Genomic DNA, 25157 nt, shown 5'->3' on the forward strand with positions numbered 1-25157 from the left:
TCGCCCTATTGCATTTCTCTACATAAAAAAGCCCGCATCAACTGCGGGCCTTGAACTATTGGATTTAAACATATATCATCTCAAGAAAACACTTCGCGACTTCGGAACGTACGATATGTACCAAGTACTACCCCAACTGTTATGATCGACATCACGATTAGATACAAGTTCAGATAGGACAGCTCCAGCCCGAACATGGAATAGCTTGCCGGAGTTTGAAAAAGCTTCGTTACCCTCATCATCGTGCTGAACGAAAATTCCTCAATCCACTTGGCCCATCCCGGATTAAAATTCATCACATCAAATGCCACATAAGGCACCCCTACAATCGCTGCATTCACGACCATAGCAATAAACGATGTGGAACTTAAGGCAGACACCAACAATACAATACACCCAAAGATCAGGCTGCCCACCAAATGTGTAATCAGCTGAACCCCATAGTACTGAACTGCGGTGAACTTATAAGGTGAGAACTCATAACCAAAGCCGACAAAGTACATCCCCACACTCTGTAATGGTGTATCCGCTCCGGCCAGATTGCCAAACCTAAGCCAATACACCAGCAAGTTGACGCTTGTGAATACAGCAATACATACCACAACATAGAACAGGGACGCCATGAGTTTTGCCGATACAAGCTGCCCTTTTCCACGTTTACTGCTTCGCAATAACGCCGCTGTTCCTAGTGCATACTCCTCTGCAAATACCGGAGCCAAACCCAGTAAAATCATGACTATCATAAAGAGCGGACCAAATTGATCAATGTATTCAAGCAGATAGCCCCATGGTTTATTGTAGTGAATTTGGGAAACTGTTACCGTGCGCTCCATGACTTTGCCGCTCTCGTCATATCTTATGGAGTTCTTGTTTGATTCAGGCGAAAATATAGAAATATCATAAAATACACCATCACGATTCTGGGTTTCTTCACTATAACTTGAGTTTCGAAAATGGTCCTGTGCGACTTTTACCTTTTCGGCTGTAATGGAGCCTTCATAAGGTTTGTAATACGATGTCCCGTTCATTGGCCCGGAATGTCCGAAACAGGCATATAAGACAAGCAGCGAAATGAGCCCGGCAAGTGCCAGATAAATGCTTTTACGCGTAATAATTTTAACAAATTCAAATTGGGTTAAACGAATCACGGTGTCGCCTCCTCGTCAAAATAATGCATATATACATCTTCGAGCCGAGGCGGCTCTGGTACAGCTTGCGGGACAGGACGTTCTTTGGCCAGGATTCTGGCAACGATCCCGTCTTCCTGATAGGACAAACCACTTACCTTGAAATGAGATGTAAGTTCGGCAAGTTCCTGCTCTGTTAAGATCGCTTTCCATACACTGCCCTTCATCCTGTTCATAATCTCTGCCGGGGTATTCCGGGTAATAAGCTTGCCTTCGTTCATCAGGATCATTTCCTTACACGAAAATTCCAGGTCCGAAATGATATGTGTCGATAACAATACAATCCGGTCTCTTCCCAGCTCGCCAATAATATTGCGGAATCGAATGCGTTCCTTCGGGTCCAGCCCAGCCGTGGGTTCGTCGAGAATCAGAATCTGCGGATCATTTAGAAGGGCCTGGGCGATTCCAAGCCGCTGCTTCATGCCACCAGAGAATGTGCGAATTTTATGCTGTGCCTGCTTCTCCAGATCAACCATACGTAATGTCTCCTGAACACGGATAGTGGCCTGTTCCACACTCAGCCCTTTCAACGAACACATATACATAAGAAATTTATGGGCGCTGAAACGGTTATAAAATCCAAAACGCTGTGGCATATATCCCAATATGCTGCGATAACGATCTCCCAGCTGTTCAATGGGTTGCCCATCCAACATAATTTGCCCAGATGTTGGCTTGGAAATGTCTACAAGCATGCGAAGCAACGTTGTTTTGCCTGCTCCATTCGGTCCGAGCAGACCGTAGACTCCACCGCTGGAAAGTTCGAGCCAGAACGATTGCACGGCCCACTTGTCTCTATACTTCTTGGATACGTTATCCATGGTCAATATCAAAGGAATAACCTCTTTCTGTCTGTGATGTATATTTTCGCGCCATCTGGTAGATCTGACTGATCAAAAGAATCACTCCGCATAAGGCGGCCGTTAGGAGTACTGACGGCTGGATCGATTGAAGTAGCCCAATGAATTTGGGATTACTTAATGCAAGCCATATCAGTCCGAACCATAGTGTCAAAAAGATACTGACAGCTCTTCCACCTCTGACACGCATCGCCAGCCAAAGACTGGCCCCTGCAGCGATCAACAGCTGTGTGTACCATAGACCGACTCCGCTCCATAAGATAGAACTGCCTGTTCCACCGGATATCGCCAGCATAAGCAGAAATACAAATGCCATATTCCCTGCGAGCACTACGATCAGACGGGTCAGCATCAGCTGCTGTGCCGTAATTTTGCAGATCAGCTCGATTTCCATGAGCCCCTGATCCCTGCCTTTGAATACTTCCAGCAATCCAAGAACAAAAGGTACAGGAACCAGAACGAGACCGCTCATGAAAGGATCGATTTTACTATGTGTTCCCAGCCAAAATCCGAGCAACAAGAGCAGTGAACAAACCAACCAGTATGATTTGTGGAAAACTGCGATTTCACCCCGAACAAGCTGGAATAATTCTCTCATTGACCTTCCGTATGATTGTTTCGGACGGACACTCGCATGATCCGGCATATAGGCATCCAGTACCCTGATCGTTCTGTCGATCTCCATTTCGGATGGAAAATCGACCGCAAACTCGTCCAGATATGAAGCAATTTCGTTGTACTCCTCTATCTCCAATTCAGCTGCTTGATTTCGTTTATCTCTATGTCCTCTTCGCTTCATCCCGTTCACCTCCCAGAATGATTTCCCTTAATTTTGTTATGCCCAAGCGTATGCGTGACTTCACCGTTGATTCCGTTGCCCCCGTCAGCTCGGCAACCTCCCTGATCTTTAGTCCGTTGTAATAGTTCAAGATAACCGCGTCCCTCTGGTGCTCGGGCAAACTTAATACCGCCTGCCTGACTTGTTCGTTCTGAAGCCGTTTATGGAATATGTTCCATACATTCTGGTGTTCACTGGCAGGGAGCGCCTCTTCCTTTAACTCACTCTCTATCTGCTGTTGTTTGAAATCGCGACCACGAAAATAATCCAGGCAATGATTTACTGCAATTTTCAGCAGCCAGTGACTGAATTTTCCGGTGTCCCGATACTTGTCCAGTGAACCCATCATTTTTACAAATACTTCTTGGGTTAGATCATAAGCGGTATGATAGTCTCCAGTTTTCCGGTATACGTAAGCGAATATGGACTTATAGTGCCGCTTCACAAGCACTTCCATGGCAGCCCGGCTGCCTTCATGAATTTCTTGTATAAGCTCTTCATCATTCAACGCTCCCTCACCCCCTCAATTCAAATAACGATGCTTCGATCGTAAAAGATCAAAAATAACACAAAAATCCACTGAGAATATTAAATTCATCCTGATTATTCGGAATAATCAATTCTAAATTTAAAAAAGATGGCTCCCGTCAGTACAGGAATCACCTTTTAAGTGCGACCTAATTCTTTTTTTCAAAATGTCCTTAATAGAGGAACCGGGTATTACAAGCCGGATAGGAACTAACCGAGCAGTTTAACCAACTAGTAAGCTGAAATTGAGTTGTCGATTTACTGTCCTGCCGAGATCGGTCCTAGAATATTATTTGCTCTGAGTTACTTTGGTAAAAGACTTCTCTTGGGTAAGGCATAGCTAGCTTGGGTATTGACTCAACATTAAAAAATTGTAACTCCGCAGATTCGCCATCAACTGATTCTATATTCCCACTATTAATAATGCATTCAAATATGATAATGATATATTCCACCTGATTGCCGTCAGGATAAGTAAATCTAAAGTTTTCCCCTCCAAAAACACCAATTACTTTAGTAGGATTTACTTTCAGTCCTGTCTCCTCCCAAACTTCTCGAACAACAGCCTCTGCAGGTGTTTCACCAAGTTCAACGGCACCTGCCGGCAAACTCCAGATGTCACTATAAAGAGATGGTCGCTGAAACAGTATCTCCCCTCTTTGGTTACGAATAATGGCAGCAACAGCTGGATTAAAAATTAATTCGGTTCCAATCTTCTTGCGCAAATTCAAATAATACTCAGACATTGGCAAGCGATTCACCCCCTTACTAATTTTTATAACAACTACAAAACGAGTCTTCTTTTAAAAACAACAAGAATATCTCGGGATGCACCCTCATATTGAGTTGTATCAAAACAGGACACAAGCTCCCATCCGTCTTGACCATGAACGTTCAGTTCATCCTGGAACTTCTCTTCGTTAATCTTACCGCCCAGAAATCCACCCGTTTTGAACTTTATCGTTCTGTATTCCCACTTGTCCATTCTACTCAACCTTTCTGCTTTACTTCATAGATTAGATTCATATACGCTAATTATATCCGGCAAGAAATGGTAGAAACAACTGTGACATTCTTTGCACCGCTTCAAAAATTTGTAATAATGTAAATAAACACACTACCGAGGAGAGAGTTATATTGAACACTATCGTCTCAGTCCTGATCTGCCTACTCATTGTCCTGTTTGTATTCTCCCTAATTCGCAAAGCAGGCGGCAGAAGGAAGCTGCACCTGCTTAATCCGCTAGCCCGATCGTTCCGCAAAGCGCCTGAAGCCCCTTCTCTGGCTGAGCCAGATAGCCCGGCCTATGAACTGGCTGTCAAGCTGGAGAATTCCATCTCGGCAAATTGGGCCAATTCCTTGAAGCAGCGGGTTCTTGCCGAGCATCCGTACATTTCCGAACGCGAATATGAATGGCGCTGGGTAGAACTGAAGCGGTTCTTTGTCATGTGTTCCGTTATGAAGCAGGTTCCCATGTTCAGCCGGGCCGTTGACGAAGTCTGGCATGAAATGCTCATGTACACCCATGAATATCACCAGTTCTCCAACCGGTTCCTGGGTCAGATGCTTCATCATGCTCCTAATGGGGAGCCTTCGGTTCCCCTGCCGAATGAACGCGCCTGGTTCGATCTGGTCTATGTAGAGCTGTTCGGCTGGAATTATCATAGTGCCCTGATCTGGGGAGCTTTCTTCAGAAATCCCCTTCCCAAGGAGGAGCTTGAGCGTTACAGTCAACCCGGAAGTGTGCTCGATCCTCTAAGCCGATTCAATGCATGGGCTTATGAGAAATCTCCTGAGGCGCGCCGGACCATTGACAAGGTTATGGATAATCTGCAGCTCCGTATCGAACTGGCTGAACAGCAGCTTGCTCCAGACCGCAAGATGGATTTCCGGGACACGGATTTGCTGCTGACATCAGCCGTATTCTTCTCATTCAATGATCCCGATAACTTTGTGGATCACATGGTGCCCGAGCAGCTGGCTAATCGAAAAGACACATCTGGCTGCACCTCCGCTTCAGCCTGCGGCTCCGGTGGAGCAGATTCCAACAATCCAAGCTGCTCTTCGAGCCACTGCAGCGGATCTCACTCCGGCGGTTCTCACTGCAGCAGTTCATCCTGCAGCAGTTCTTCATGCAGCAGCTCATCCTGCGGAAGTGGATGCGGGGGCGGAGGCGGGGATTAATTGGCAGGATAATACAACCTGTTAATTTCCTAGGTTTTAATAAAGAGAAAAGACCCTTGTCTATGACAAGGGTCTTTCCTTATATTGCTCCTAATTTTGCTCACCGTATCCGCCGGGCAAAATCAACAAACTGAAACTTGTCCAGCCGGTGCCTGGACTCCGTGTACTGGAACAACGTGGTATCTTCCAAATAGACGAAATTGCGTACCACAACTACATGAGACAAGCCTTTCAGATCCATCAGCCTACGATCTTCCTCTGTCGCTTCTTCAACTGAGATTTCCTTCTTGGCATAGCTGATGACCAACCCTAAGGTTTGCTCAAGATAATCATAGATGGACCCGGCGGCAATCTCTTCGGTCATTGACTTCACAGCTTCCGGGATAAAGTAATCTTTGTCCAGAATGACACGCTCATCTTCGATCTCTCTGGCCCGTATCACTTCCCAGACAGGCGCCTGAGAAGGAATCTGGAGGTAGTTCGCGATATCTTTGGTGGCTTCGATCAGGCCTGTATGCTCCACGATCGTTCTCGAGGGCCGGCCAATCTTCTCTGACATCTCCTTGAAGCTAATTAGTCCTGTAACTGGGAATTTCATACGTCCAATATCAAGCACAAATGAACCTTTGCCCATCATTTTGTGGATATAACCATTCTGGGAGAGTAAATGGAGGGCTTTCCGGACCGTCTCCCGGGTTGTGCCATACTGTTCAGCAAGCTCGCTCTCCGAGGGTAACTTCGTACCTGGCTCCAGCGAGCCGGTCTGGATTTTCTCCGCGTATTCATTATAAATGTTGAGGTATATGTTCTTCTTCATTGTTAATCACCGTCCCCATCTTAACACAACCCGAAGAATGAAAGAAGCGCCGTCCACTTGGGACTGCGCTATCTAACACTCTATTCTATGGTTATGATCTGACTACGCCTTCAAGCGAATGCTTAATATCACATCTTGATTTAGTGTAACGGATCTTGAGCCCATCTCCTCGATCTGCCCTACTACTTCTTGTCCATCCGGAATCAGAATAGGGGTGATCACTGGTAATCCGGCCGCTCGAATCGCCTCCATATCGAACTCAATCAGCAGCTGACCAGCCTTCACCTCATCGCCGGTTTGAACATGTGAAGTGAATCCATTGCCTTTCAGGGAGACCGTATCGATTCCAACATGAACCAGAATTTGCAATCCTGAAGTATGCTGCAGAATTACAGCGTGCTTGCTCTTGATCACATGGGCCACAATTCCATCAAATGGAGCGACAACCCGTCCTTCAGTAGGCTCAATAGCGACCCCCTGTCCCATCTGTCCTTGGGCAAAGGCCGGATCAGGTACTTGATTCAAAGGAACCGTTGTCCCGGTAAGAGGTGAGCGAATCTCAAGGATGCTGCCGCCGGATGGTGTCTTCTCGGTTATTGACTCATCCTTAACAATTTCCTCCGAAGCTGCCGGTTCGTTCTGCTTGTTCCGGTTAGAGAATTTACCGTATAGCACGGTTAATCCAAACGGAACTATTAAGACAATCCCCATACCCGCGAAGAATACCAGCCACTGGTTCGGGAAGATGGATAGGAATCCAGGTATCCCGCCTACTCCGATCGAGGAAGCCAATACATGGTTGAGCGTCAGCAGAATTCCGCCAAGCGCAGAACCGACCATACCAAAGATAAAGGGATATTTAAACCGGATGTTCACCCCGAAGATCGCCGGCTCTGTCACGCCGAGAAAGGCAGAGACAGATGATGTGACCGCGAGACCTTTGGCCTTCTGATCTCTGAGCACGAAGAGCATCGCAAGTGCCGCCGCTCCCTGGGCAATATTAGATAGTGCAAGCATCGGCCATAAGAAGGTTCCTCCCTGACTGCCGATCAGCTGAACGTCAACTGCAAGGAACGTGTGATGCATCCCGGTGACAACCAGCAAGGCGTAAAGTCCTCCGTAGAGCAGTCCGCCCAGGAACGGGAACGCGTGGAAGATATACACAAGTCCCGAGGTTATTGCGTTCGCAATGGCGAAGGTAACCGGTCCAATGACAGTGAAGGCAAGAAAACCTGTAACAAGCAAAGCGACCGGAGCCACTACAAGCAGCTTGATAGAATCCGGAACTCTCTTATTCAAGAAGCGTTCAATCCGTGCAAGTACATACGAGGATACGAGTACAGGCAGAACTTGTCCTTGATATCCAATCTTCTCAATATGCCAGCCGAACAGGTTCCACATCGGTATGGTGCCTTTGGCTGAGGCTTCCGCGTAACCATAGGCATTCAGCAGATCCGGGTGGACTAGAATCAGCCCCAGCACGATCCCGAGCAGCGGGCTGCCTCCGAATCTGACTACCGCAGACCAGCCAATTAGAGCTGGCAGGAAAGCAAACGCAGTACTTGCGATCAGATTAATGATTGACGCGAAATCCGCCCAGGCAGGATAGACCTGAACAAGGGATTTGGCCTTGAAGAAGATATCCGGCCCGGTCAGAATATTATTAATCCCCAGCAGCAAGCCTGCTGTTATGATGGCAGGAAGAATTGGGATAAAGATATCGGCCAGCGTCTTGATCGCCTGCTGAACAGGATTCTGCTTCTTGCCGGCAGCGGCCTTTACTTCATCTTTGGAAGCACGCTGACCGCCCGTTATGGAGATCATTTCATCATATACTTTGTCTACCAGCCCAGGTCCAATCACCACCTGAAACTGTCCTTGAGTTGAGAAATGCCCCTTTACGAGGTCGTTCTGCTCAAGTAATTTCTCGTCGACAATCGAATCATCGACTAATACCAGACGAAGCCGGGTCACACAATGTGTGGCCGCTTCTATATTTTCCCGTCCACCGACTGCCTGAACGATTTGTTCAACGCTTTTTCTGTCGATCGCCATGTTCTCAACTCCTAACATATTATTCTTACCTGAAACTGGTTATCGAATTAGCCACATATAAGAGGCATAGGGGGTTAGCTCAGTCTGTGCATGCAGAGTTGGTTCCAACTTGGTGTTCCCAATAATCAGCTTCGAATGCCTGCCCTCCACATATTTGGCTTGGAAATCCTCCGGCAGCTGAAGAACAGCGTCGCGGTCACTGAAGTTCGACATCACAATCAGTGTCTCCAGCTCGCTAACTCTCGCATAGGCAAAGACCTGTGGATGCCCTGCATCCAACCGTATATACTGCCCATCCGTTAACACCTGAAGTTCTTTTCGCAGCGCAATCAGCTTCTTATAGTGATGATAAATTGAACCCGGATCATTCAGCTGCTGCTTCACATTGATGTCCGGATACCGTTCATCCACCTTAATCCAAGGCGTTCCGCTCGTAAATCCTGCCTGCGGTCCATCATCCCACTGCATCGGAGTTCTGGAATTATCCCGTGAGCGTTCTCGGATGATATTCATGGCTTCCTCCGCAGATTTACCATTCTGCTGTAGAATTCGATACATATTCTTCGATTCAATGTCTCTGAGCTCGCTGATATCCTTCCAGTTAGGATTCGGCATACCAATCTCTTCCCCCTGGAATACATACGGAGTACCCTGAAGACCGTGAAGCGTAGTTGCGATCAGCTTGGCACTTTCAATCCGGTACCTTGTATCATCCGTGAACCGGGACAGAGCCCGGGGTTGATCGTGATTATTGAAGAACAGTGCATTCCAGCCGCCACCCTGCTGCATGCCTGTCTGCCAATCGGATAACAAGCGCTTAAGCTGTTCAAAATCATACGGCATGAGCTCCCATTTCTGACCATTCGGATAATCCACCTTCAAATGATGGAAGTTGAACGTCATCGAGAATTCATTCTCTGCAGGGTTCGAATACCGAATGCAATTGTCCATCGTAGTGGAAGACATTTCTCCTACCGTCACCAGATTGTAAGGTCCAAATACGCGCTCGTGCATCTCTTTCACATATTCATGAACTCTTGGTCCATCGGTGTAGAACTTTCGTCCATCCCCTGGCTGCACGGTTCCGTCATCATTCGGGAATTCCTGATTCTTAGAGATCAGGTTAATGACATCCATTCGGAAGCCGCTGACCCCTTTCTCAGCCCAGAAAGTCATCAGCTTCACCACTTCTTCGCGAACCTTGGGATTCTCCCAATTCAGATCAGCCTGAGTCTTATCGAACAGGGTCAGGAAATATTGACCCGTGCCTTCGTCATACTGCCAGGCCGGTCCGCCGAACTTGGACTGCCAGTTGTTAGGAAGACCGCCATCCGGTGCCGGATCCTTCCAAATATAATAGTCCCGGTAAGGATTATCCTTAGACTGCCTTGATGCCTGGAACCATGCGTGCTCTGTAGATGAATGGTTAACCACAATATCGAGCATGAGGTGCATGTTCCGGCTGTGGATCTCCGCGGCCAACTCATCAAAGTCCTCCATTGTCCCATACTCGGGATTAATCTCGCAGTAATCGGCAACATCGTAACCGTTATCATTTTGCGGAGACACATATACAGGCTGCAGCCAGATAATATCAATACCCAAATCCTGCAGATAATCGAGCTTCTCAATAAGTCCGCGGATATCTCCTTCTCCGCTGCCCGTCGTATCTTTGAAGCTCTTTGGATATACCTGATATACCGTTGATTTACGCCACCAGTCCTGCGTCATACTATTCTTCAAGGTTGATTCCCCCTTTGTATCATGGACAAAGTAAGTTTGGAACGCTTACATTAACCTGTATATACAAGTTATTTCATTTGTTTATACTAAACCTGTATATACAGGCTGTCAAATCTTATTTTTTCCACCCCAATGGATCAAAGTTCTACGGGTCATTAAAAAACCACATGCGCTAATTCGCATGTGGCTGCCTATGGGTTAACTTACAACTTCTTTTGGACTATTAGATTGAACCCTTCCTAATCTTACTGATTCACTTATACTGCTCCATTAGGAGCTGATGGAGAAGAATTATTCTTAGCATGTAATAACAGGCTAGGCTTTGATGGACGGCTCATCAGCGGATAGAGAAGCGTTAAAGCTAAGGCTGGCAGGACCATAACCGCCGGCGCCACTTGCAGTGTGGCCAAAATATAAACGATATAACAGATCGGCGTCATTAACAGGAATCCCGGTAAGGAGAAGAATAGTGAGAACCAGGTCCAGCTGCCCTCTGACAAGACAAGCGTCAAAATCAGCCCAATTACACTAAATATCAATGGCCAGACGAACAGATAGCTTCCACCCGGCAGGTAGAGCGCCGTCATTACCGAGAGGATTGCCCACAAGAGAAGCGTACCGGCCCATAGATTATTGGTTCTTGAATAGCCCGATAACCACCGAATTAGAGGGATTACTATAACCAGCATGAACACAAGCAGACCCACAAAGCAGTACAGACTTACTTCCGGGGTTAATCTCGATGTTATGAGCTGACCCTGGTTTATTCCGAAGACGAATACTCCCCATATTAGGGTAACTAAGACGCATACAACAAGTAGACTTAACAGCGATATGAAGAAACCGCCCAGTGTCCCTCGCACACTTAATTTTTTGCGGGAGATCCCATATCCAACAGCAGCAAGATACAACAACAATCCAAAGCCCGCTAGCCAAATGGCCCATGACTCAGGGTAGCTGACCATGTTATATCCAAATAGATTGAAATAGATCCGGTTCTCTTCCGTAATATGTCTTAGATCTAACTGACCGAAATGGCGCGTCAAACTCAGCATGTACTCCCCTTGGTGCTGCAGACTGGATGGATCCAGATTGTCTACCGTATCTATGGGCTGGTGATAGGCATTTACCCCTATGCCAAAAGCAAAGTTGAGACCGTTCAAGCCGCCTAAGCGAAATACAGACAAATCGGTATCATTCGGCATTAACTTGTACACATTGTAGATCAGCGAGTAAGCGATCGGCTGGGGCGCTGCCTTTATAAATTCCTTGATCAGCCAGCCATTCTGATCACTTGTCTCGAACATGAAGGAAGGCCCTTGATTGCCCCTCGCTTCAAAATTAAGTACAAGACCTGCATCCTTAGCCCATGCATGCTCTCTCATGAAAGCCTCTGCGCCTAACATCCCCATCTCTTCTCCATCCGTCATGAGGATGATGAGATCGTTCTTCAGTGGAGCAGAATTCTTAAGAGCACGTAACGTCTCCAGCATGGCCGCAATGCCGGATCCATCATCTGCTGCACCAGGTCCTCTCGCGACCGAATCGTAATGTGCCGTGATCATGATCGCTTTGCTGTTATCTGTTCCGGGTATTCTCGCAACGATATTCTCGAGGTCTACCGATGCGGTTCTGCTGTTACCCTCGTCGTAGATTCCGACACTCGATTTATGTATTTCTGGGTTAAGACCAAGCACTATCAATTGAGATAAGAGGTAGTCACGGACGTAATCATGAGCTGTGCTGCCCGCAGGATGCGGCTCCTGGGCTATCGATCTCAGCTTCAACAACGCTCGGGATGAGGAGAACTGATCCGGCGGAGCCTCTGATGATACCGGACTGGGAGCGTGAATAGGCAATAAACCCAGAAATATAGTTCCTATTAGAAGTAGAGCTATGACTGCCCTTCTCCCCCACCTTACAAGTGCAGGATGCCGAACTTCATACACATCGCTTGCCTCCTTTTTCACAAATACGGGTTGCAATCCCTTTGATTCTACTCACTATTGTCAAAAAAATCCATCTTAATTTTGTTGAAATACGTCTCCAAGCAGCGCCCTTCTAATCGGCTCTTTCTCAGGGAATCCCTCGAACTTAGCCGTAAGATTTGGTAATATTTAAAGAACGGAATCTGGTAGTGATTCCATGTTACCTACTTCCCGAAAGAAGGCTGAATCATGCAAAAGACCAATGCCATGCGAATTCTGGACAGTCGCAAAATTCACTACACCCTGCATACTTACGAAAGTGAAGATGGACTCCTTCACGGGACGGCAGTAGCCCAGAAGATCGGTCTCGTGCCTGAGACCGTATTCAAGACTCTCGTAGCCCATAACAAGAACGAACTATTTGTATTTGTTATTCCTGTCGAGTCTGAGCTTGATTTGAAGAAAGCTGCCAAAGCCTCCGGGCAGAAAAAAATCGAAATGCTTCCTTTGAAGGACCTGACTTCACGGACCGGATATATTAGAGGAGGCTGCTCGCCTGTTGGAATGAAGAAGCTTTATCCTACCTTTATCGATAGTTCAGCCTCTCATTTGGACACGATAGCGGTCAGTGCGGGGAAGATTGGCATGCAAATGGAGCTGAAGCCCACCGAGCTTGCAGTGAGCATCAGCGCAGATTATGCAGATTTAATTTGACCCGTTTATCCAACAAATAAAAACCGTACGTCCTGAAGATATTTGCTGCACCAAGCATCTGCTATAGCAGGTACAATTTCGGACAAGTATTCCCTCTCTTCGGGATTATCCGAATGGAAAGCGAAGCCTCTTATCACTGCCCACAGTATGAAGGCTTCCAGCAATCGATCCGCCTGATCTGGAAGCTTGCGCTGCTCTCCATAGGCATGAACCAGAATTCTACGATTCTCCCGGCTTAAATGCTGGCAGGTCTCTGCAAGGTCAAGTAGATAATACCCAAAGCCGCATGCCGAGAAATCCATAGGGCTGACTCTGCCTTGGTGGACAACATAGTTGCTCTCGTGCAGATCTGAGTGAATCAATCCGAAGTTCTCTTCCGACTTTGTACATTCGGCGATCTCCTTCTTCATCTTCTTCACAGCCTCTTGGTAGGTGATATAGACCGTATCATCGATGATCCCTTGTGTGACCAATATTCCCATCTTCAGAAAGGAAGCCTCCAATTGGTCAAGATCATACGAGATCCGGCTAAACCCTTCAGGCCTTCTCCAATGCCGGGCGTGCTCGTGAAGAGCAGCCAGAAGTCTAGCCAGAGATTTAACCTCATCTTCGGTTGGTTCCCTGTCCAGCACCTCCCCTTCTATCCACTTCTGAATAGTTACAAGATATGGAATGTCTTCTCTTATGATCTCAGTAACCAATCGGCCATTATGATTAAGACAAGGCTCCTGGACTACCAAATCCGTATCTTCCTTAATTGCTTTCAGCCACATTAGCTCGGATTCAACGCTCTGGCGGGTTTGAGCCTGATTATGTATTTTGAGAAGATGGGTACCCGAGCTTCCTTCAACTTTGTAAGTGACCGTATCACTTTTTTGCAGAAAATCCACTGTATTTCCGGTCAAGTTATAGTGCTTCAAAGCCTCATGTACGAGCTCATTGTAAAATTCCCCTTCATGTTCTTCCATCTTTATGCTCATTGCTGGTTCTGCTCCTCTTCCGCCTTTGGATACATTATCCCATACGCACTCCATGCCTTTATATAGAAAAATAGATTATATTCATCTGTTCCCTTGATAAAAATAACATCTATTTCGCTGGTATGACCTACAGATCACCTACATAAATATGGAGGTGATGAACGACTGAGAGGAAGATCACATTTTCATCAAAAGCTCATCTAAAGATCATGATGAAGAGAAAGAGAGCATGCTATAATGATTCCATTGATTTAGATTAAGTCTAAAAACAAATATAATTATGAATGGAAGGATGATCCCTTACATGGATAACCAAAAGCCTCTTACGACCAGCACCGGAGCACCGGTTGGTGACAACCAGAACTCAATGACTGCGGGACACCGCGGCCCTACTCTGATTCAGGACTATCATTTGCTCGAGAAATTAGCACACTTTAACAGAGAACGGGTGCCAGAGCGTGTCGTTCATGCCAAGGGAGCTGGAGCCCACGGATATTTTGAGGTCACGAGCGATCTATCACAGTACACCAAGGCGGCCTTTCTATCCGAAGTAGGGAAACGCACTCCGATCTTCATCCGCTTCTCCACTGTTGCCGGTGAACTGGGTTCAGCGGATACAGTCCGCGATCCACGAGGATTCGCGGTGAAATTCTATACCGAGGAAGGGAACTATGATCTGGTTGGCAACAACACGCCCGTATTCTTCATTCGTGATGCGATTAAATTCCCGGATTTTATTCATACTCAAAAGCGTCACCCGCAGACGCATTTGAAGAATCCAAATGCGATCTGGGATTTCTGGTCCTTGTCTCCGGAATCCCTGCATCAGGTTACGATTCTCATGTCTGACCGAGGAATTCCGGCCTCCCTCCGCCACATGCACGGATTTGGAAGCCATACATTCAAATGGGTGAATGCTGAAGGTCAGGCCGTATGGATCAAGTACCATTTCAAGACCGAGCAAGGTGTGAAGAACATGGACGTGGCTGTTGCTGCGAGACTCGCTGGGGAGCATCCGGATTATCATACAGAAGACCTGTTCAATGCGATCGACAAGGGCGATTTCCCTGCATGGAAGCTTTATGTTCAGATCATGCCTGTTCAGGATGCGGATACTTATCGCTTCGATCCATTCGATGTTACGAAAGTATGGTCCCAGAAGGACTATCCTCTAATTGAAGTAGGTCGTATGGTTCTGGACCGGAACCCGGAGAATTACTTTGCTGAAGTGGAGCAGGTTACTCTATCTCCCGGCAATTTCGTGCCTGGCATCGAGGCTTCCCCTGACAAAATGCTGCAAGGACGTATCTTCGCCTACGCCGATGCTCACCGCTACCGTGTAGGTGCGAACCATAACACCCTTCCGATTAACCGGCCGATTGCTGAAGTGAACAATAATCAGCGTGACGGAGCCATGAGAACTGACGGGAATGGGGGCTCATCAGTCTACTATGAGCCTAACAGCTATGGCGGTGCAGTGGAATCTCCTGCCCACAAGCCTGCACCTTTTGCAGTATCCGGCCTCGCGGACAGCGTTCCTTATGATCATAATGATCATTACACCCAAGCAGGTGACCTGTACCGCCTGTTGAGTGATGAAGAGCGTCTGCGTCTCGTTGCCAATATTGTGGCAGCCATGACTCCAGTAGATAAGGACGAGATCAAAATCCGCCAAATTGGGCATTTCTATAAGGCAGATCCGGAATACGGAACCCGCGTCGCTGAAGGCCTGGGCCTGCCTGTCCCACAAGGCGTTTAAATAAATGTAGCACCAAAGAAGCCTTCCTTTATGGGAGGCTTCTTTGGCTTACTTAACTACCGGTAGAAGTGAATGACTTATTCCGGAATCATTTACACCCAGTTACCATTACGGAAAACGGGTTCTACAGTACCGTCCTGCAGCTCTCCGTCAATCTCAAGATCTGCAGATCCGATCATAAAGTCCACATGAGTCAAGCTTACATTGGCCCCATTCGCCAGAAGCTCCTTCTTGCTCAGCTTGGTGCCTCCTTCCAGATTCACGGGATAGGAGCTGCCGAGCGCAAAGTGACAGGAAGCATTCTCGTCAATGCCCGTATTGTAGAAGATTCTTCCCATTCTAGAGATGGGGGAATCCTGAGGAACCAGGGCCACTTCACCCAGGTAAGATGCCCCTTCATCGGTCTCCAGCAGGGAAGCGAGATCCTCCCTTCCCGTATCGGCATCGAATTCCATCACTTTCCCGTCCTTGAAGGTTAACCGGATTCCGTTAATCAAACGGCCGTTCAGATTAAGCGGCATCTTACTGCTAACGGTCCCGTTAACCCCTGTACGCAGCGGCATCGTATAAATTTCTTCTGTGGGCATGTTCGCCACAAAATATACGCCGGCAGCATTCTCATCCCCGCCGCCAAGCCATAAGTGCTTCTCGGGCAGCTCCACCCGCAGATCCGTACCAGGTGCTCTATAATGCAGGCTCTTATACCGCTTTTTGTTCATGCGTTCCTGACTTTGCTTCAGATGCTTGATATGTTCACGCCAAGCTTCAACCGGGTCTCCTTGAAGGCTTACCCGGTTCATCTGGAATACAGCCTCCCACATGGCTTCAATACGCTTCTCTTCAGGAAGATCAGCAAACACCTTATCTGCCCAAGCCCTTGTTGGAGCTTTGATTAACGACCAGCTGACCTGATTGCTGCGCACATAGGCAGAGTATTTCTCGCGGGCGACGGCCGCTGCTCTGACCGCTCTTGATACTTTGGAGGATTCGATTCCCTTGAATAGCTCGGGATCAGGAACCTTAATATGCAGCACGGCCCCTCCTCCTTCTGCGAGCTGCTCCATCATATCAGCCTGCCATTTCGGATAATAATCGAAGGATTCATCCCCGGCTTTCTCATACCGGATCCGGGTAACCTGCTCGTCCTCCCACTCTACCTGTACGTATTTGGCACCAGCCTCATAGGCTTCCGCAACGATTAATCTAGTCAATTCCGCAGTCTCGAGCGGAGCTTGAACAATAAGCACTTGACCCGGCTGTATGTTAACCCCAACCTTTACAACCAGCTCAGCATACTTTGACAATAATAATCCGAACTCATTCATAAATACGATAACCTCCTGGGACAGAATCTTGTTGTCTTATATTATCACGGCTTAACCTTGAGCTCCAATTTCGGAGATCATCACATTACTATTAGACATGCGGATTCCCTATAATGTGACATACGCCTGTTCAAGATCAAGCAGCTTTGTCTTCATCTCAAGTCCCCCGCGATAGCCTGTCAGTGATCCATTCTTGCCAATCACCCTGTGACAAGGAACGGTAATTAACAGGGGATTTGCACCAATGGCCGTCCCTACAGCCCGGACTGAAGCAGGTCTCTGGATGTGAAGCGCAATGTCGGAATAAGAGCGGGTCTCGCCGTATGGGATCTCACACAAAGCGTTCCATACCTCCATCTGAAAGGGAGTTCCTCTATAATCCACCTGTGCGGCGAACTGCTTACGTGTTCCTTCCAAATACTCCTTCAGCTCAGACACATAACACTCCAGCCTGGCCTCATCCTGGATTAACGAGCTGCCCGGCAATCGGCGGCTAACCCACTCAGCCATCTCTTCGAAGGGTCTCTGATCTGAGCCGACATAACTGAGTCCCTGGGAGGTTGCTGCCATATATAGGCTCCAGTTGTCATTCTTGAACCGGGTCCAGTAAATCTGCGGCTTCGACGATTCAGTCATCTAATCACACCTCCATTGCTGATTCTATATATATCTGCCTATATTCGGCAGGAGTCAATCCGGTCATTTTCTTAAATAAGGTAATGAAGTAGGACGAACTTGGAATGCCTGTCAAGACGCCAATGTCTGCAATGGTATGCTGTGTCCCGATGAGCAGCTCTTGTGCCTGCTTAATCCGGAGTCTTTGAATATATTCAACCGGGGTTAAGCCAGCTATACGTTTAAATGTACGATGGAGATGATAAGGACTTCCATGACACATGTCCGCCAAAATATGAAGAGAGAGCCGCTCATTATAATGAGAATTAATATACTTCGTTATCTGTTCTACCCAATCTTCGTCGGGCAGAGTTTGACCCGTGGGCTTGCATCTTTTGCAGGGGCGATAATCAGCCTGAATTGCCTGCTCGGCAGACTTGAATATGCGAACATTCTTGCGGCTGGGCTCTCTGGATTTGCAGGACGGCCGGCAAAAAATCCCCGTAGTCTTGACCGCATACAGGAATTGATGATCATAAGAGGCGTTGTTCGTAATAATAGCCTCCCAATATTCGTCTTTCATAGGCTTCGCCTCCTCTTGACGTTAGACGGATGAATACTATACTCAGTATACCCCTGATCCAGCATTTTGGCAGGTAATCCCGAATGGAAAAGCAAGATTGCGAAATCCCGGAACATAGAATTGAACCCTGCACCAAATGGTGCAGGGCTCTCTTTTTTACTTAGTCACATAAGCTGTTTATTGGGCAGAACCCAGCTGAATCCATGCCTGCTGAATCTCTTCGATGACTTGATCCTTTGTCTTGGTCTTGCCGATATAGGACTGCATGAGCTCACCGAATTTCTGATGGAACGTATCCAGTGAGTAGTTCACAGACAAATCCCCGGACTTCCCGGTCTTCAGCATCTTGTTCATTTCTTTAGGCATATCCAGATCCGGAAGAGGAGCATCCTTGATCGGTGGAATGACCTTGGCCACGGTGGAGAACCAGCCTTTCCCGTAATCGGAAGTGTACAGCCAGTTGAAGAATTCTACCGTTTCCTTCACTACAGCCGAATCTTTGTTAATTCTTAAAGCCTGATCCGCACCTGTAATAATCTGAGCCTGTTCAGCCTTCTCGCTGACCGGATAACCCATAATACCCAGCTGGAAATCCGGTGCTATCTTCTTAATCGCCTCTTCATCCCATGCACCTTTACCCGTCATCATGGCCGCCTTGCCGGAAGCAAAGTCACTAACTTCCGCGTTGCTGTCTCGTTCAAGCGGTTTGGAAGTGCCGTGTGCTACGGTCAAATCAACAAAATTGAAGAAGTTGTTGTACAGCACGGGATGATCCTTAAATGTCGTCTTGCCTTCTATGAAAGCATTCACGAGATCCTTGGCGCTTTGGCCGGAATCTTCTGCAGCTGCGTCAACAAAGTGCTGGAAGATATGCTTCCATACCCACCACTCCTTATAAGCATTGGCAAAAGGAGTAATTCCCTTGGCCTCAAGCTTCTTGATGGCCTCGTTAAGCTCTGTCGTTGTTTTTGGAGGCGTCGTGATTCCGGCATCCGCGAACAGCTTTTTATTATAAATCAGTGTGAACAGGTTGCCTTTTACGGGCAGCCCCAGCACTTTGCCATCACTGGATGACATATTCGCTCTTACCGCATCGGTCATGGCCGCAGCCAGCGGCTCGTTCGTAAGATCCGCGCTGTATTCAGCAAAGGTATCAATATCACCGCCAGCTGTAGTCTGGAAAACGTCTGGTGTGCTGCCTGCCGCAATTTTGGATTTAAGCACCGTATTGTAGTCAGATTGCATAATTTCAAGGTTAATCGTAACGTTCGGCTTTACTTTTTTGTATTCTTCGATGTAGGCATTGAAGGCTTGCGTATACTCTGGTGATGCGGTGAACATGTTGATGGTAACCGGTTTGGACGAATCTGTCTCACTACCGCCCGCACCCTGCTTCACATTGGAATCGGCGCCGGATTTCTCTTCGGTACTTCCGCTGCCACAGCCTGCAAGCATTGCCATGATCATAATCAGGCTGATTGATAGCGCCATCATTTTTCTCATCATCTACGCCCCCACTTTCATAATCTGCTTTAACTTACGATGCTATTGTATCGGGACTTGGGAGAGTTCGGAATGTAGATAAGTGAATTGTTAAGGGTAAAAAAGTGTTATTACCTGCTTATCCTCTGTCTGCAGTGACGCTACGCGCCCGATATTCGGTGGGCGAGGTGTCATAATAATTACGGAACGCTTTGCTGAAATAATTCTTGTCCCTATATCCGAGTATCTCTGAAATTTCCTGGATTTTCAGTTGGGGATCGCTTAGCAGCTCTGCTGCCTTCTCCATTCTAATTCTCTGCATGTACTCATGGATGCCGAATCCATACTGCTGCTTGAACAGCTTCATCAGATACTCCCTGCTCAGATAATACTTCTCGGTGAACATGGAGATCTTAATGTCCTCATAGTAGTAACGATCAATATATTGTTTGACATCCTCAATATGAAAAGCACGGCTGCCCGCCACCCTCTGGCGAATCAGCTCACCATAATTCTTAAGAAGCTCGCCCATCAGAGAATGGAATTGGTCGAAATTCAGGTAATCATGTCCAGGCTGTACCGAGTCTGATATTCGCAGCAAGCCTGATTCCCGGAGCGCAGAGACCGGAACTCCCAGCTCAATCGCAAGATCGCTCAGCAGAATACGAAAATCATGCAGCATCCAGTCAGCCTCACCCAAGGTGAATACTTCAAGGTTCTTAACTGTGCTCAAATAATCATCCAGCATGGTTCGGGCCTGCCCCATGTTCCCCGCTTCAAGCGTACTCCGAAGCAGCGCCACCCGGCTGCCCAGCGATAATTCCTTTGATTCTCTGTGTTCTCCGCTTTTAAGCTTGATTGGGCCCTTGCTGATCATGCTTCCCGAAAGCCTCAGCAGATCGGTCCCTTGCACAGCTGAAATGGCTTCTTCATACGAATCTGCCAGCTCTGTTACCTCTTTGCAAGGTGAACCCATGCCAGCTGCGATCTGCATATCAAATAACCGGCCCAGCGTACTCACCGCTTTCTTGACCAGGAGGTCTGCCTGGAAAGAGAAATCCTCCAAGTATTCACACGTTGAGGTATAGACAACGATCATTTCCCTCGCCCGCTTGGGATTCGCAAAGCTGAAGGCCTGCAAATTCGCATGGGACACATCGCCAAGCACATTGGCTACTGCATACTGAAGCAGGGAAATTTCCCCTTTGAATCTCTGGCTGCAGACCACACTTTGGTTCATAATCCTTACTACAGCGGTAAGATAGCAGCTTGGTGAACCAACCGCTTCAAAGAGAGGCAGAACCCCTTCGCTGGATTGTTCGTTGTAGGAACGCTCCAGAATGGATAAATAGATATTCTCTTTTAGTCTTGGAAGAGACATGTTAAGTGTAATATTGCGGGTAATCTGCTCAATCTCACTTGCGCGCCTGGACTCCATGATTCCAAAGGCTTTGCGCAGAGCCTGGTTCAGTTCCTGCCGATTCACCGGCTTGAGCAAATAATCAACAACCTTGGAGCGGATCGCTTGGCGAGTGAACTGGAAATCGTTATACCCGCTGATCACGATGGTGAGCAGCTGCGGATAGATCTGTTCTACCAGCTGGAGAAATGCGTCCCCGCTCATTTCGGGCATTTTCATATCCACCATCACCAGCTGCGGCTGGTACTTCTCGAACATGGCAAGGGCCTCCTTGCCATCGGCAGCTTCATAGATCTGGGTAACTCCAAGATTCGCCCAGTCGCCCAAGATGCGAATGGCTTCGCGCACCGGCTCCTCATCATCCACGATTAATACTGTATACATTCGAGCTTTCCCCTTTCGGCAGGAACATTGTCATTCTGACCCCACGATCCATGGCCTCGATCTGTAGGCTGGCCGCTTCGCCGTACAGCAGCTTTAAGCGCATTTGCAAGTTATGGAGACCAATGCTTTCTCCCTCCCGATCTTCAAAGCTTGCTGACATTCTTTGCTGCACCTCTTCCAACCTTTCCTTGGAGATGCCAGGTCCGTCATCCTCCACGACAATCACGGCCTGTTCACCCTTAGAATAAGCCTTAATCTTAATCGTAACAGAACTGGACACCCTCTCCACTCCATGTTTTACGGCGTTCTCTACGAGGGTTTGGAGCGAGAGCTTGGGAATGTAGAGTTCCTTCAAGGATTCATCCCATTCCGTTATTACTTGGAGACGACTGCCGAAGCGTGCTTTCTGGAGCACCCAATAACGCTCGATATGCCCAAGCTCCTCATAGACCTGTACCGTTTCCCTGCCGCTGATACAATACCGAAGCGTCATTGCAAGGGCATCAACCATATCTGCGACTTCATCTGTTCCGTGCTTAAGGGCCTTGGTCGAGATCGCCTGTAGGGCATTGTATAGAAAATGCGGGTTAATCTCAGCCTCTAGCGCCTTAAGTACAGCGTTCTTCTGGGCAATCTTCATCTTGTATCGCTCATTAATCAGCTCATTGGTCCGTTCTACCATCTGGTTGAACCGCCGCGCCAGATAGGCAATTTCATCGCGTCCCTTAACTTCAGCTTCTGCATTGAACGTCCCTTCACTGAACCTGCGCATCTGGTAGGCAAGCTTCTTCAGCGGAAGAGTAATGGCATTAGACGTAAAAATAATAAGAATAACAGCAAGAAAGAGAAAGATAGCCCCGATCAAATAACTGGCATTACGGGTCTTCGTCGCAGCCTCGTAAATTTCCTGATAAGGGATCGCCTTTACCAGAGACCAGCCTTGGTCCGTACCGGCATGATGCACCACAAGGTAACGGTTGTCCCCTTTTCCCCAGTTGTATTGACCTTCGCTCCTGCCGTTCATGCCTTCAAGCATTCCAGCCCCACTTGCCTTCGTATAGAAGGCCCGATCATCTACATAGAATGGAATCTGCTCGGGACTAAGCAGGGTGACGTGCTCCCCCTGGCCTAATGGGATATCCTTCATCGTCTCACTCAGGCCTTTGGAGTTGAAGTAGAAGGACAGAACCGCCTGCGGTTCACGGGTAGCAATCGAACGGAGCACCTTATGGAAAGCCATAGTGATCTTGTCCTTGTTCATGACATATCCCGTCTGCTCCCCAGGCTTCAGGAAAGATTGATACGCCCGGTTCTGCTTGCTGAGCATCGTCTGCTTATACCATTCCTGCCGGGCGAGAGAGGCATCCGTTCCTGACCGACTCGATATCGTGTAAGCTTCCCGGTAGATCGCATAATACTTCTTCTCTCCAACCAGGTAGAGATAGATCGCTTCGAGATCATTTCGTGAGAAGAACAGATCCCGCAAGTAGTTCTCCAGATACTGCCTCGAGGCATATTCCCGGGGTTCATTCTTGATTGCATGCATAATATCATCATAGCGAAGCTGAGGCTGTGATAGCGCTTCCATCCCGTTTAAATAGGCCTCTAAATTCTTGTTCACCAGATGCAAATTATTCGTCGTGCTCGCGATGCTGCTGTTCACGGATTCCTTCTGGATAATCTGGTAAGAAATGAAGGTCAGCGAGCCCACAACCAGCACAATCGTGGTGGAGAACAGTAGAATTAATTTGTTGACAAGCCTGCGAGTCGCCCTTTCAACTAAGGCTGCAGCCCATTTTTTGAGACGGATCATGATCATCAGACTGCCCTCCCGATCTTTTCACAGTTCACCTTTTTACCCTTAACTGTTCCCTTAAATCCATTCTGCGAGAGAGACCCGCTAATTTATAATCCATTATAACGAGATCCACCCGGTTGTACAGACCGGCAGCACATATCGCTGACCTTACTCTCGCGAGACAAGACATGATGGATGATGGACAGTACAGACAAAAAAAGAGGTGCTTTATGAGAAGATTAGGAAGAAAATGGACGGAAAAACTAGAGTTTGGTTTGTTCACACTTCCCGTAATGATTTGTGTGTTCGTTGCATTCTATATCCCGTTTGCCTTGACCATACGGTACTCTTTCACGAAGTGGAACGGGATTTCCAAGCATCCGAAGTTCATTGGCCTGGACAACTTCAAGCAAATTTTCATGCATGACGCGAACTTCAGCTCTTCCGCTTGGTTCACAATCAAATACGCTTTGCTGTATATCGTGCTTGTGAACGTGCTGGCAATTCTGCTGGCTTTGGTGCTCGATATGAAGCTTCGCGGAGCGGCATGGCTGCGAGCTGCCTTCTTCATCCCTTATATTCTAAGTCTTGTCATTGTGGGTTTCATATGGAAGTTTATATTTATGCAGGGCTTTGAGTCGCTGGGGAGCAGCACAGGCTGGGGTATCTTCCACTTGAGCTGGCTAGGTGAGCCGGGGCTGGCTTTTATCTCCATCCTAGGGGTATCGATCTGGCAGTCCATCGGGTTCTATATGGTCATCTACATTGCCGGTCTTCAGGCTGTACCTGATGATATGAAAGAAGCTGCTGTAATGGATGGTGCAGGACCTTTCCGGAGATTCTTCAGCATTACCCTTCCGCTTCTCGCTCCGTCCATTACCATTTCGGTATTTATGGCGCTGACGAACTCGATTAAGGTGTTCGATGTCATTCTATCCTTGACCGGCGGAGGACCGGGTGGTACTACCTACAGCGTGGCTTATGATATCTACCGCGATACGTTCCAGAATAACCTGTATGGTTACGGAACGGCAAAAGCACTCCTATTGTTCGTAGCCGTGCTGCTCGTCACCATTGTACAGTTAACTATTTTCAAACGTCGGGAGGTTGAAGCATAATGAAACGGAATCAAACCCTACGTGTCCTGCTAGAAGTCGTAATGTTTCTTGTCTCACTGCTGTTTATTCTTCCTCTGATCTTAACGATCCTTAACTCGTTCAAGAGCTTTCAGGAGGTTATGACCGATGTCATCGCTCTTCCGCATAAGTTGTCTTTCGCCAACTATTCTTATGTATGGAATTTCATTAACTATCCAAGACTATTCCTCAATAACACGATCATCACCGTACTCGGTCTGGCTGGGATTATTCTCGTCTCCTCCATTGCTGCCTACAAGCTGGGACGGACCAAGACCAAGTATAGTGCTGTAATTTATCTGCTGTGCATTATGCCCATGCTGATTCCTTTTCAATCGATTATGCTTACCGTTCTGCAGCTAGCCAAGGACATGAAGCTTTCGGAAAGCACTTGGGGACTTGGACTGCTGTACTGGGGGTTCGGCGCACCTCTTGCCGTCTTCATTTATCATGGTTTCATCAAAGGTATCCCAAGGGAAATCGACGAGAGTGCTACGATTGACGGAGCTTCCGGATTTAAGCTGTTCTTCTTGGTCATCTTTCCACTGCTGAAATCAGTCACCACAACCATCATCATTATCGATGTCATGTGGATCTGGAATGACTTTCTTCTGCCTCTGCTTATGGTTAATGGCTCTCCTGTCACAAAGACGCTTACGCTTGCAGCCTATACTTTTGTCGGGCAGTATACCTCGGATTGGCAGTATGCCATGACTGCGATGGTAATGGCTGTGCTCCCATCCATCATCGTGTTTATTCTACTGCAGAAGTATATTGTCAAGGGTGTTGTGGCAGGGGCCGTAAAAGGCTAAATTGCTGAT

General features: G+C 47.6%; 22 protein-coding genes. 5 read left to right on the forward strand and 17 right to left on the reverse strand.

From position 1 onward, the window contains the following. Positions 1-80: 80 nt before the first annotated feature. The 6 genes from ACEN86_RS11715 to ACEN86_RS11740 all read right to left on the reverse strand — a co-directional run bounded on the left by ACEN86_RS11715 (position 81) and on the right by ACEN86_RS11740 (position 4398). On the reverse strand, positions 81-1148 hold the full coding sequence (locus ACEN86_RS11715) for an ABC transporter permease (protein ID WP_495630825.1): 1068 nt from the start codon (positions 1146-1148) through the stop codon (positions 81-83). Next, positions 1145-2020 (reverse strand): ABC transporter ATP-binding protein, encoded by an 876-nt coding sequence (locus ACEN86_RS11720; RefSeq protein ID WP_495630826.1) that lies wholly within the window; start codon positions 2018-2020, stop codon positions 1145-1147. The genes ACEN86_RS11715 and ACEN86_RS11720 overlap by 4 nt, the downstream gene beginning before the upstream one ends. Beyond that, a complete protein-coding gene (locus tag ACEN86_RS11725; RefSeq protein WP_495630827.1) occupies positions 2001-2846 on the reverse strand; it encodes a hypothetical protein in 846 nt (281 codons plus the stop codon). Before ACEN86_RS11725 ends, ACEN86_RS11720 begins: the two co-directional genes overlap by 20 nt. Beyond that, positions 2827-3393 carry an RNA polymerase sigma factor gene (locus ACEN86_RS11730; RefSeq protein ID WP_495630828.1) on the reverse strand — a complete coding sequence of 189 codons (567 nt, stop codon included), beginning with the start codon at positions 3391-3393 and terminating at the stop codon, positions 2827-2829. The genes ACEN86_RS11725 and ACEN86_RS11730 overlap by 20 nt, the downstream gene beginning before the upstream one ends. A gap of 301 nt (positions 3394-3694) precedes the next feature. Next, entirely contained in the window at positions 3695-4165 is a 471-nt protein-coding gene (locus ACEN86_RS11735) for an NUDIX domain-containing protein (RefSeq protein WP_495630829.1), read from the reverse strand. A gap of 32 nt (positions 4166-4197) precedes the next feature. Next, the gene (locus ACEN86_RS11740; protein ID WP_495630830.1) at positions 4198-4398 is read right to left on the reverse strand and encodes a DUF4177 domain-containing protein; all 201 of its coding nucleotides are present in this window, start codon (positions 4396-4398) and stop codon (positions 4198-4200) included. A gap of 152 nt (positions 4399-4550) precedes the next feature. On the opposite strand from ACEN86_RS11740, the gene ACEN86_RS11745 reads away from it, so the two are divergent. After that, a complete protein-coding gene (locus ACEN86_RS11745) occupies positions 4551-5597 on the forward strand; it encodes a UCP032817 domain-containing protein (protein WP_495630831.1) in 1047 nt (348 codons plus the stop codon). Between the two features lie 100 nt (positions 5598-5697). Here ACEN86_RS11745 and treR read toward each other — a convergent pair whose 3' ends face one another. The 4 genes from treR to ACEN86_RS11765 all read right to left on the reverse strand — a co-directional run bounded on the left by treR (position 5698) and on the right by ACEN86_RS11765 (position 12161). Next, positions 5698-6414 carry a trehalose operon repressor gene (treR, locus tag ACEN86_RS11750; RefSeq protein WP_495630832.1) on the reverse strand — a complete coding sequence of 239 codons (717 nt, stop codon included), beginning with the start codon at positions 6412-6414 and terminating at the stop codon, positions 5698-5700. Between the two features lie 102 nt (positions 6415-6516). Next, complete coding sequence (treP, locus tag ACEN86_RS11755; RefSeq protein ID WP_495630833.1) at positions 6517-8469, reverse strand: PTS system trehalose-specific EIIBC component; 1953 nt, start codon at positions 8467-8469, stop codon at positions 6517-6519. A 39-nt stretch (positions 8470-8508) separates the two neighbouring features. Further along, positions 8509-10200 (reverse strand): alpha,alpha-phosphotrehalase, encoded by a 1692-nt coding sequence (gene treC / locus ACEN86_RS11760; protein WP_495634282.1) that lies wholly within the window; start codon positions 10198-10200, stop codon positions 8509-8511. Between the two features lie 269 nt (positions 10201-10469). Further along, positions 10470-12161 carry a M20/M25/M40 family metallo-hydrolase gene (locus ACEN86_RS11765; RefSeq protein WP_495630834.1) on the reverse strand — a complete coding sequence of 564 codons (1692 nt, stop codon included), beginning with the start codon at positions 12159-12161 and terminating at the stop codon, positions 10470-10472. A gap of 228 nt (positions 12162-12389) precedes the next feature. Here ACEN86_RS11765 and ybaK point away from each other — a divergent pair, with 228 nt between their 5' ends. Further along, positions 12390-12854 (forward strand): Cys-tRNA(Pro) deacylase, encoded by a 465-nt coding sequence (gene ybaK / locus ACEN86_RS11770; protein ID WP_495630835.1) that lies wholly within the window; start codon positions 12390-12392, stop codon positions 12852-12854. Positions 12855-12859: 5 nt separating this feature from the next. Here the strand turns inward: ybaK and ACEN86_RS11775 are convergent, their stop codons facing one another. After that, entirely contained in the window at positions 12860-13834 is a 975-nt protein-coding gene (locus ACEN86_RS11775) for a phosphotransferase enzyme family protein (RefSeq protein ID WP_495630836.1), read from the reverse strand. 304 nt (positions 13835-14138) lie between these two features. Between ACEN86_RS11775 and katA the strand changes: the two genes are divergently transcribed. Beyond that, positions 14139-15593 (forward strand): catalase KatA, encoded by a 1455-nt coding sequence (gene katA / locus ACEN86_RS11780; protein WP_495630837.1) that lies wholly within the window; start codon positions 14139-14141, stop codon positions 15591-15593. Between the two features lie 92 nt (positions 15594-15685). Here the strand turns inward: katA and ACEN86_RS11785 are convergent, their stop codons facing one another. The 6 genes from ACEN86_RS11785 to ACEN86_RS11810 all read right to left on the reverse strand — a co-directional run bounded on the left by ACEN86_RS11785 (position 15686) and on the right by ACEN86_RS11810 (position 23221). Beyond that, complete coding sequence (locus ACEN86_RS11785; protein WP_495630838.1) at positions 15686-16918, reverse strand: aminopeptidase; 1233 nt, start codon at positions 16916-16918, stop codon at positions 15686-15688. A 108-nt stretch (positions 16919-17026) separates the two neighbouring features. Next, complete coding sequence (locus ACEN86_RS11790) at positions 17027-17554, reverse strand: methylated-DNA--[protein]-cysteine S-methyltransferase (RefSeq protein WP_495630839.1); 528 nt, start codon at positions 17552-17554, stop codon at positions 17027-17029. A 4-nt stretch (positions 17555-17558) separates the two neighbouring features. Further along, the gene (locus ACEN86_RS11795) at positions 17559-18116 is read right to left on the reverse strand and encodes a bifunctional transcriptional activator/DNA repair enzyme AdaA (RefSeq protein ID WP_495630840.1); all 558 of its coding nucleotides are present in this window, start codon (positions 18114-18116) and stop codon (positions 17559-17561) included. Between the two features lie 177 nt (positions 18117-18293). Beyond that, entirely contained in the window at positions 18294-19622 is a 1329-nt protein-coding gene (locus tag ACEN86_RS11800; RefSeq protein WP_495630841.1) for an extracellular solute-binding protein, read from the reverse strand. Positions 19623-19737: 115 nt separating this feature from the next. After that, positions 19738-21402 carry a response regulator gene (locus ACEN86_RS11805; RefSeq protein ID WP_495630842.1) on the reverse strand — a complete coding sequence of 555 codons (1665 nt, stop codon included), beginning with the start codon at positions 21400-21402 and terminating at the stop codon, positions 19738-19740. Continuing rightward, a complete protein-coding gene (locus ACEN86_RS11810; protein WP_495630843.1) occupies positions 21377-23221 on the reverse strand; it encodes a sensor histidine kinase in 1845 nt (614 codons plus the stop codon). The genes ACEN86_RS11805 and ACEN86_RS11810 overlap by 26 nt, the downstream gene beginning before the upstream one ends. A 209-nt stretch (positions 23222-23430) precedes the next feature. Here ACEN86_RS11810 and ACEN86_RS11815 point away from each other — a divergent pair, with 209 nt between their 5' ends. Together ACEN86_RS11815 and ACEN86_RS11820 are read left to right on the forward strand one after the other, a co-directional pair. Continuing rightward, a complete protein-coding gene (locus ACEN86_RS11815) occupies positions 23431-24318 on the forward strand; it encodes a carbohydrate ABC transporter permease (RefSeq protein WP_495630844.1) in 888 nt (295 codons plus the stop codon). Beyond that, the gene (locus tag ACEN86_RS11820) at positions 24318-25148 is read left to right on the forward strand and encodes a carbohydrate ABC transporter permease (protein WP_495630845.1); all 831 of its coding nucleotides are present in this window, start codon (positions 24318-24320) and stop codon (positions 25146-25148) included. The genes ACEN86_RS11815 and ACEN86_RS11820 overlap by 1 nt, the downstream gene beginning before the upstream one ends. The last annotated feature ends 9 nt before the right edge of the window (positions 25149-25157 follow it).

The sequence above is a fragment of the Paenibacillus sp. Paensp111 genome (assembly GCF_059492195.1).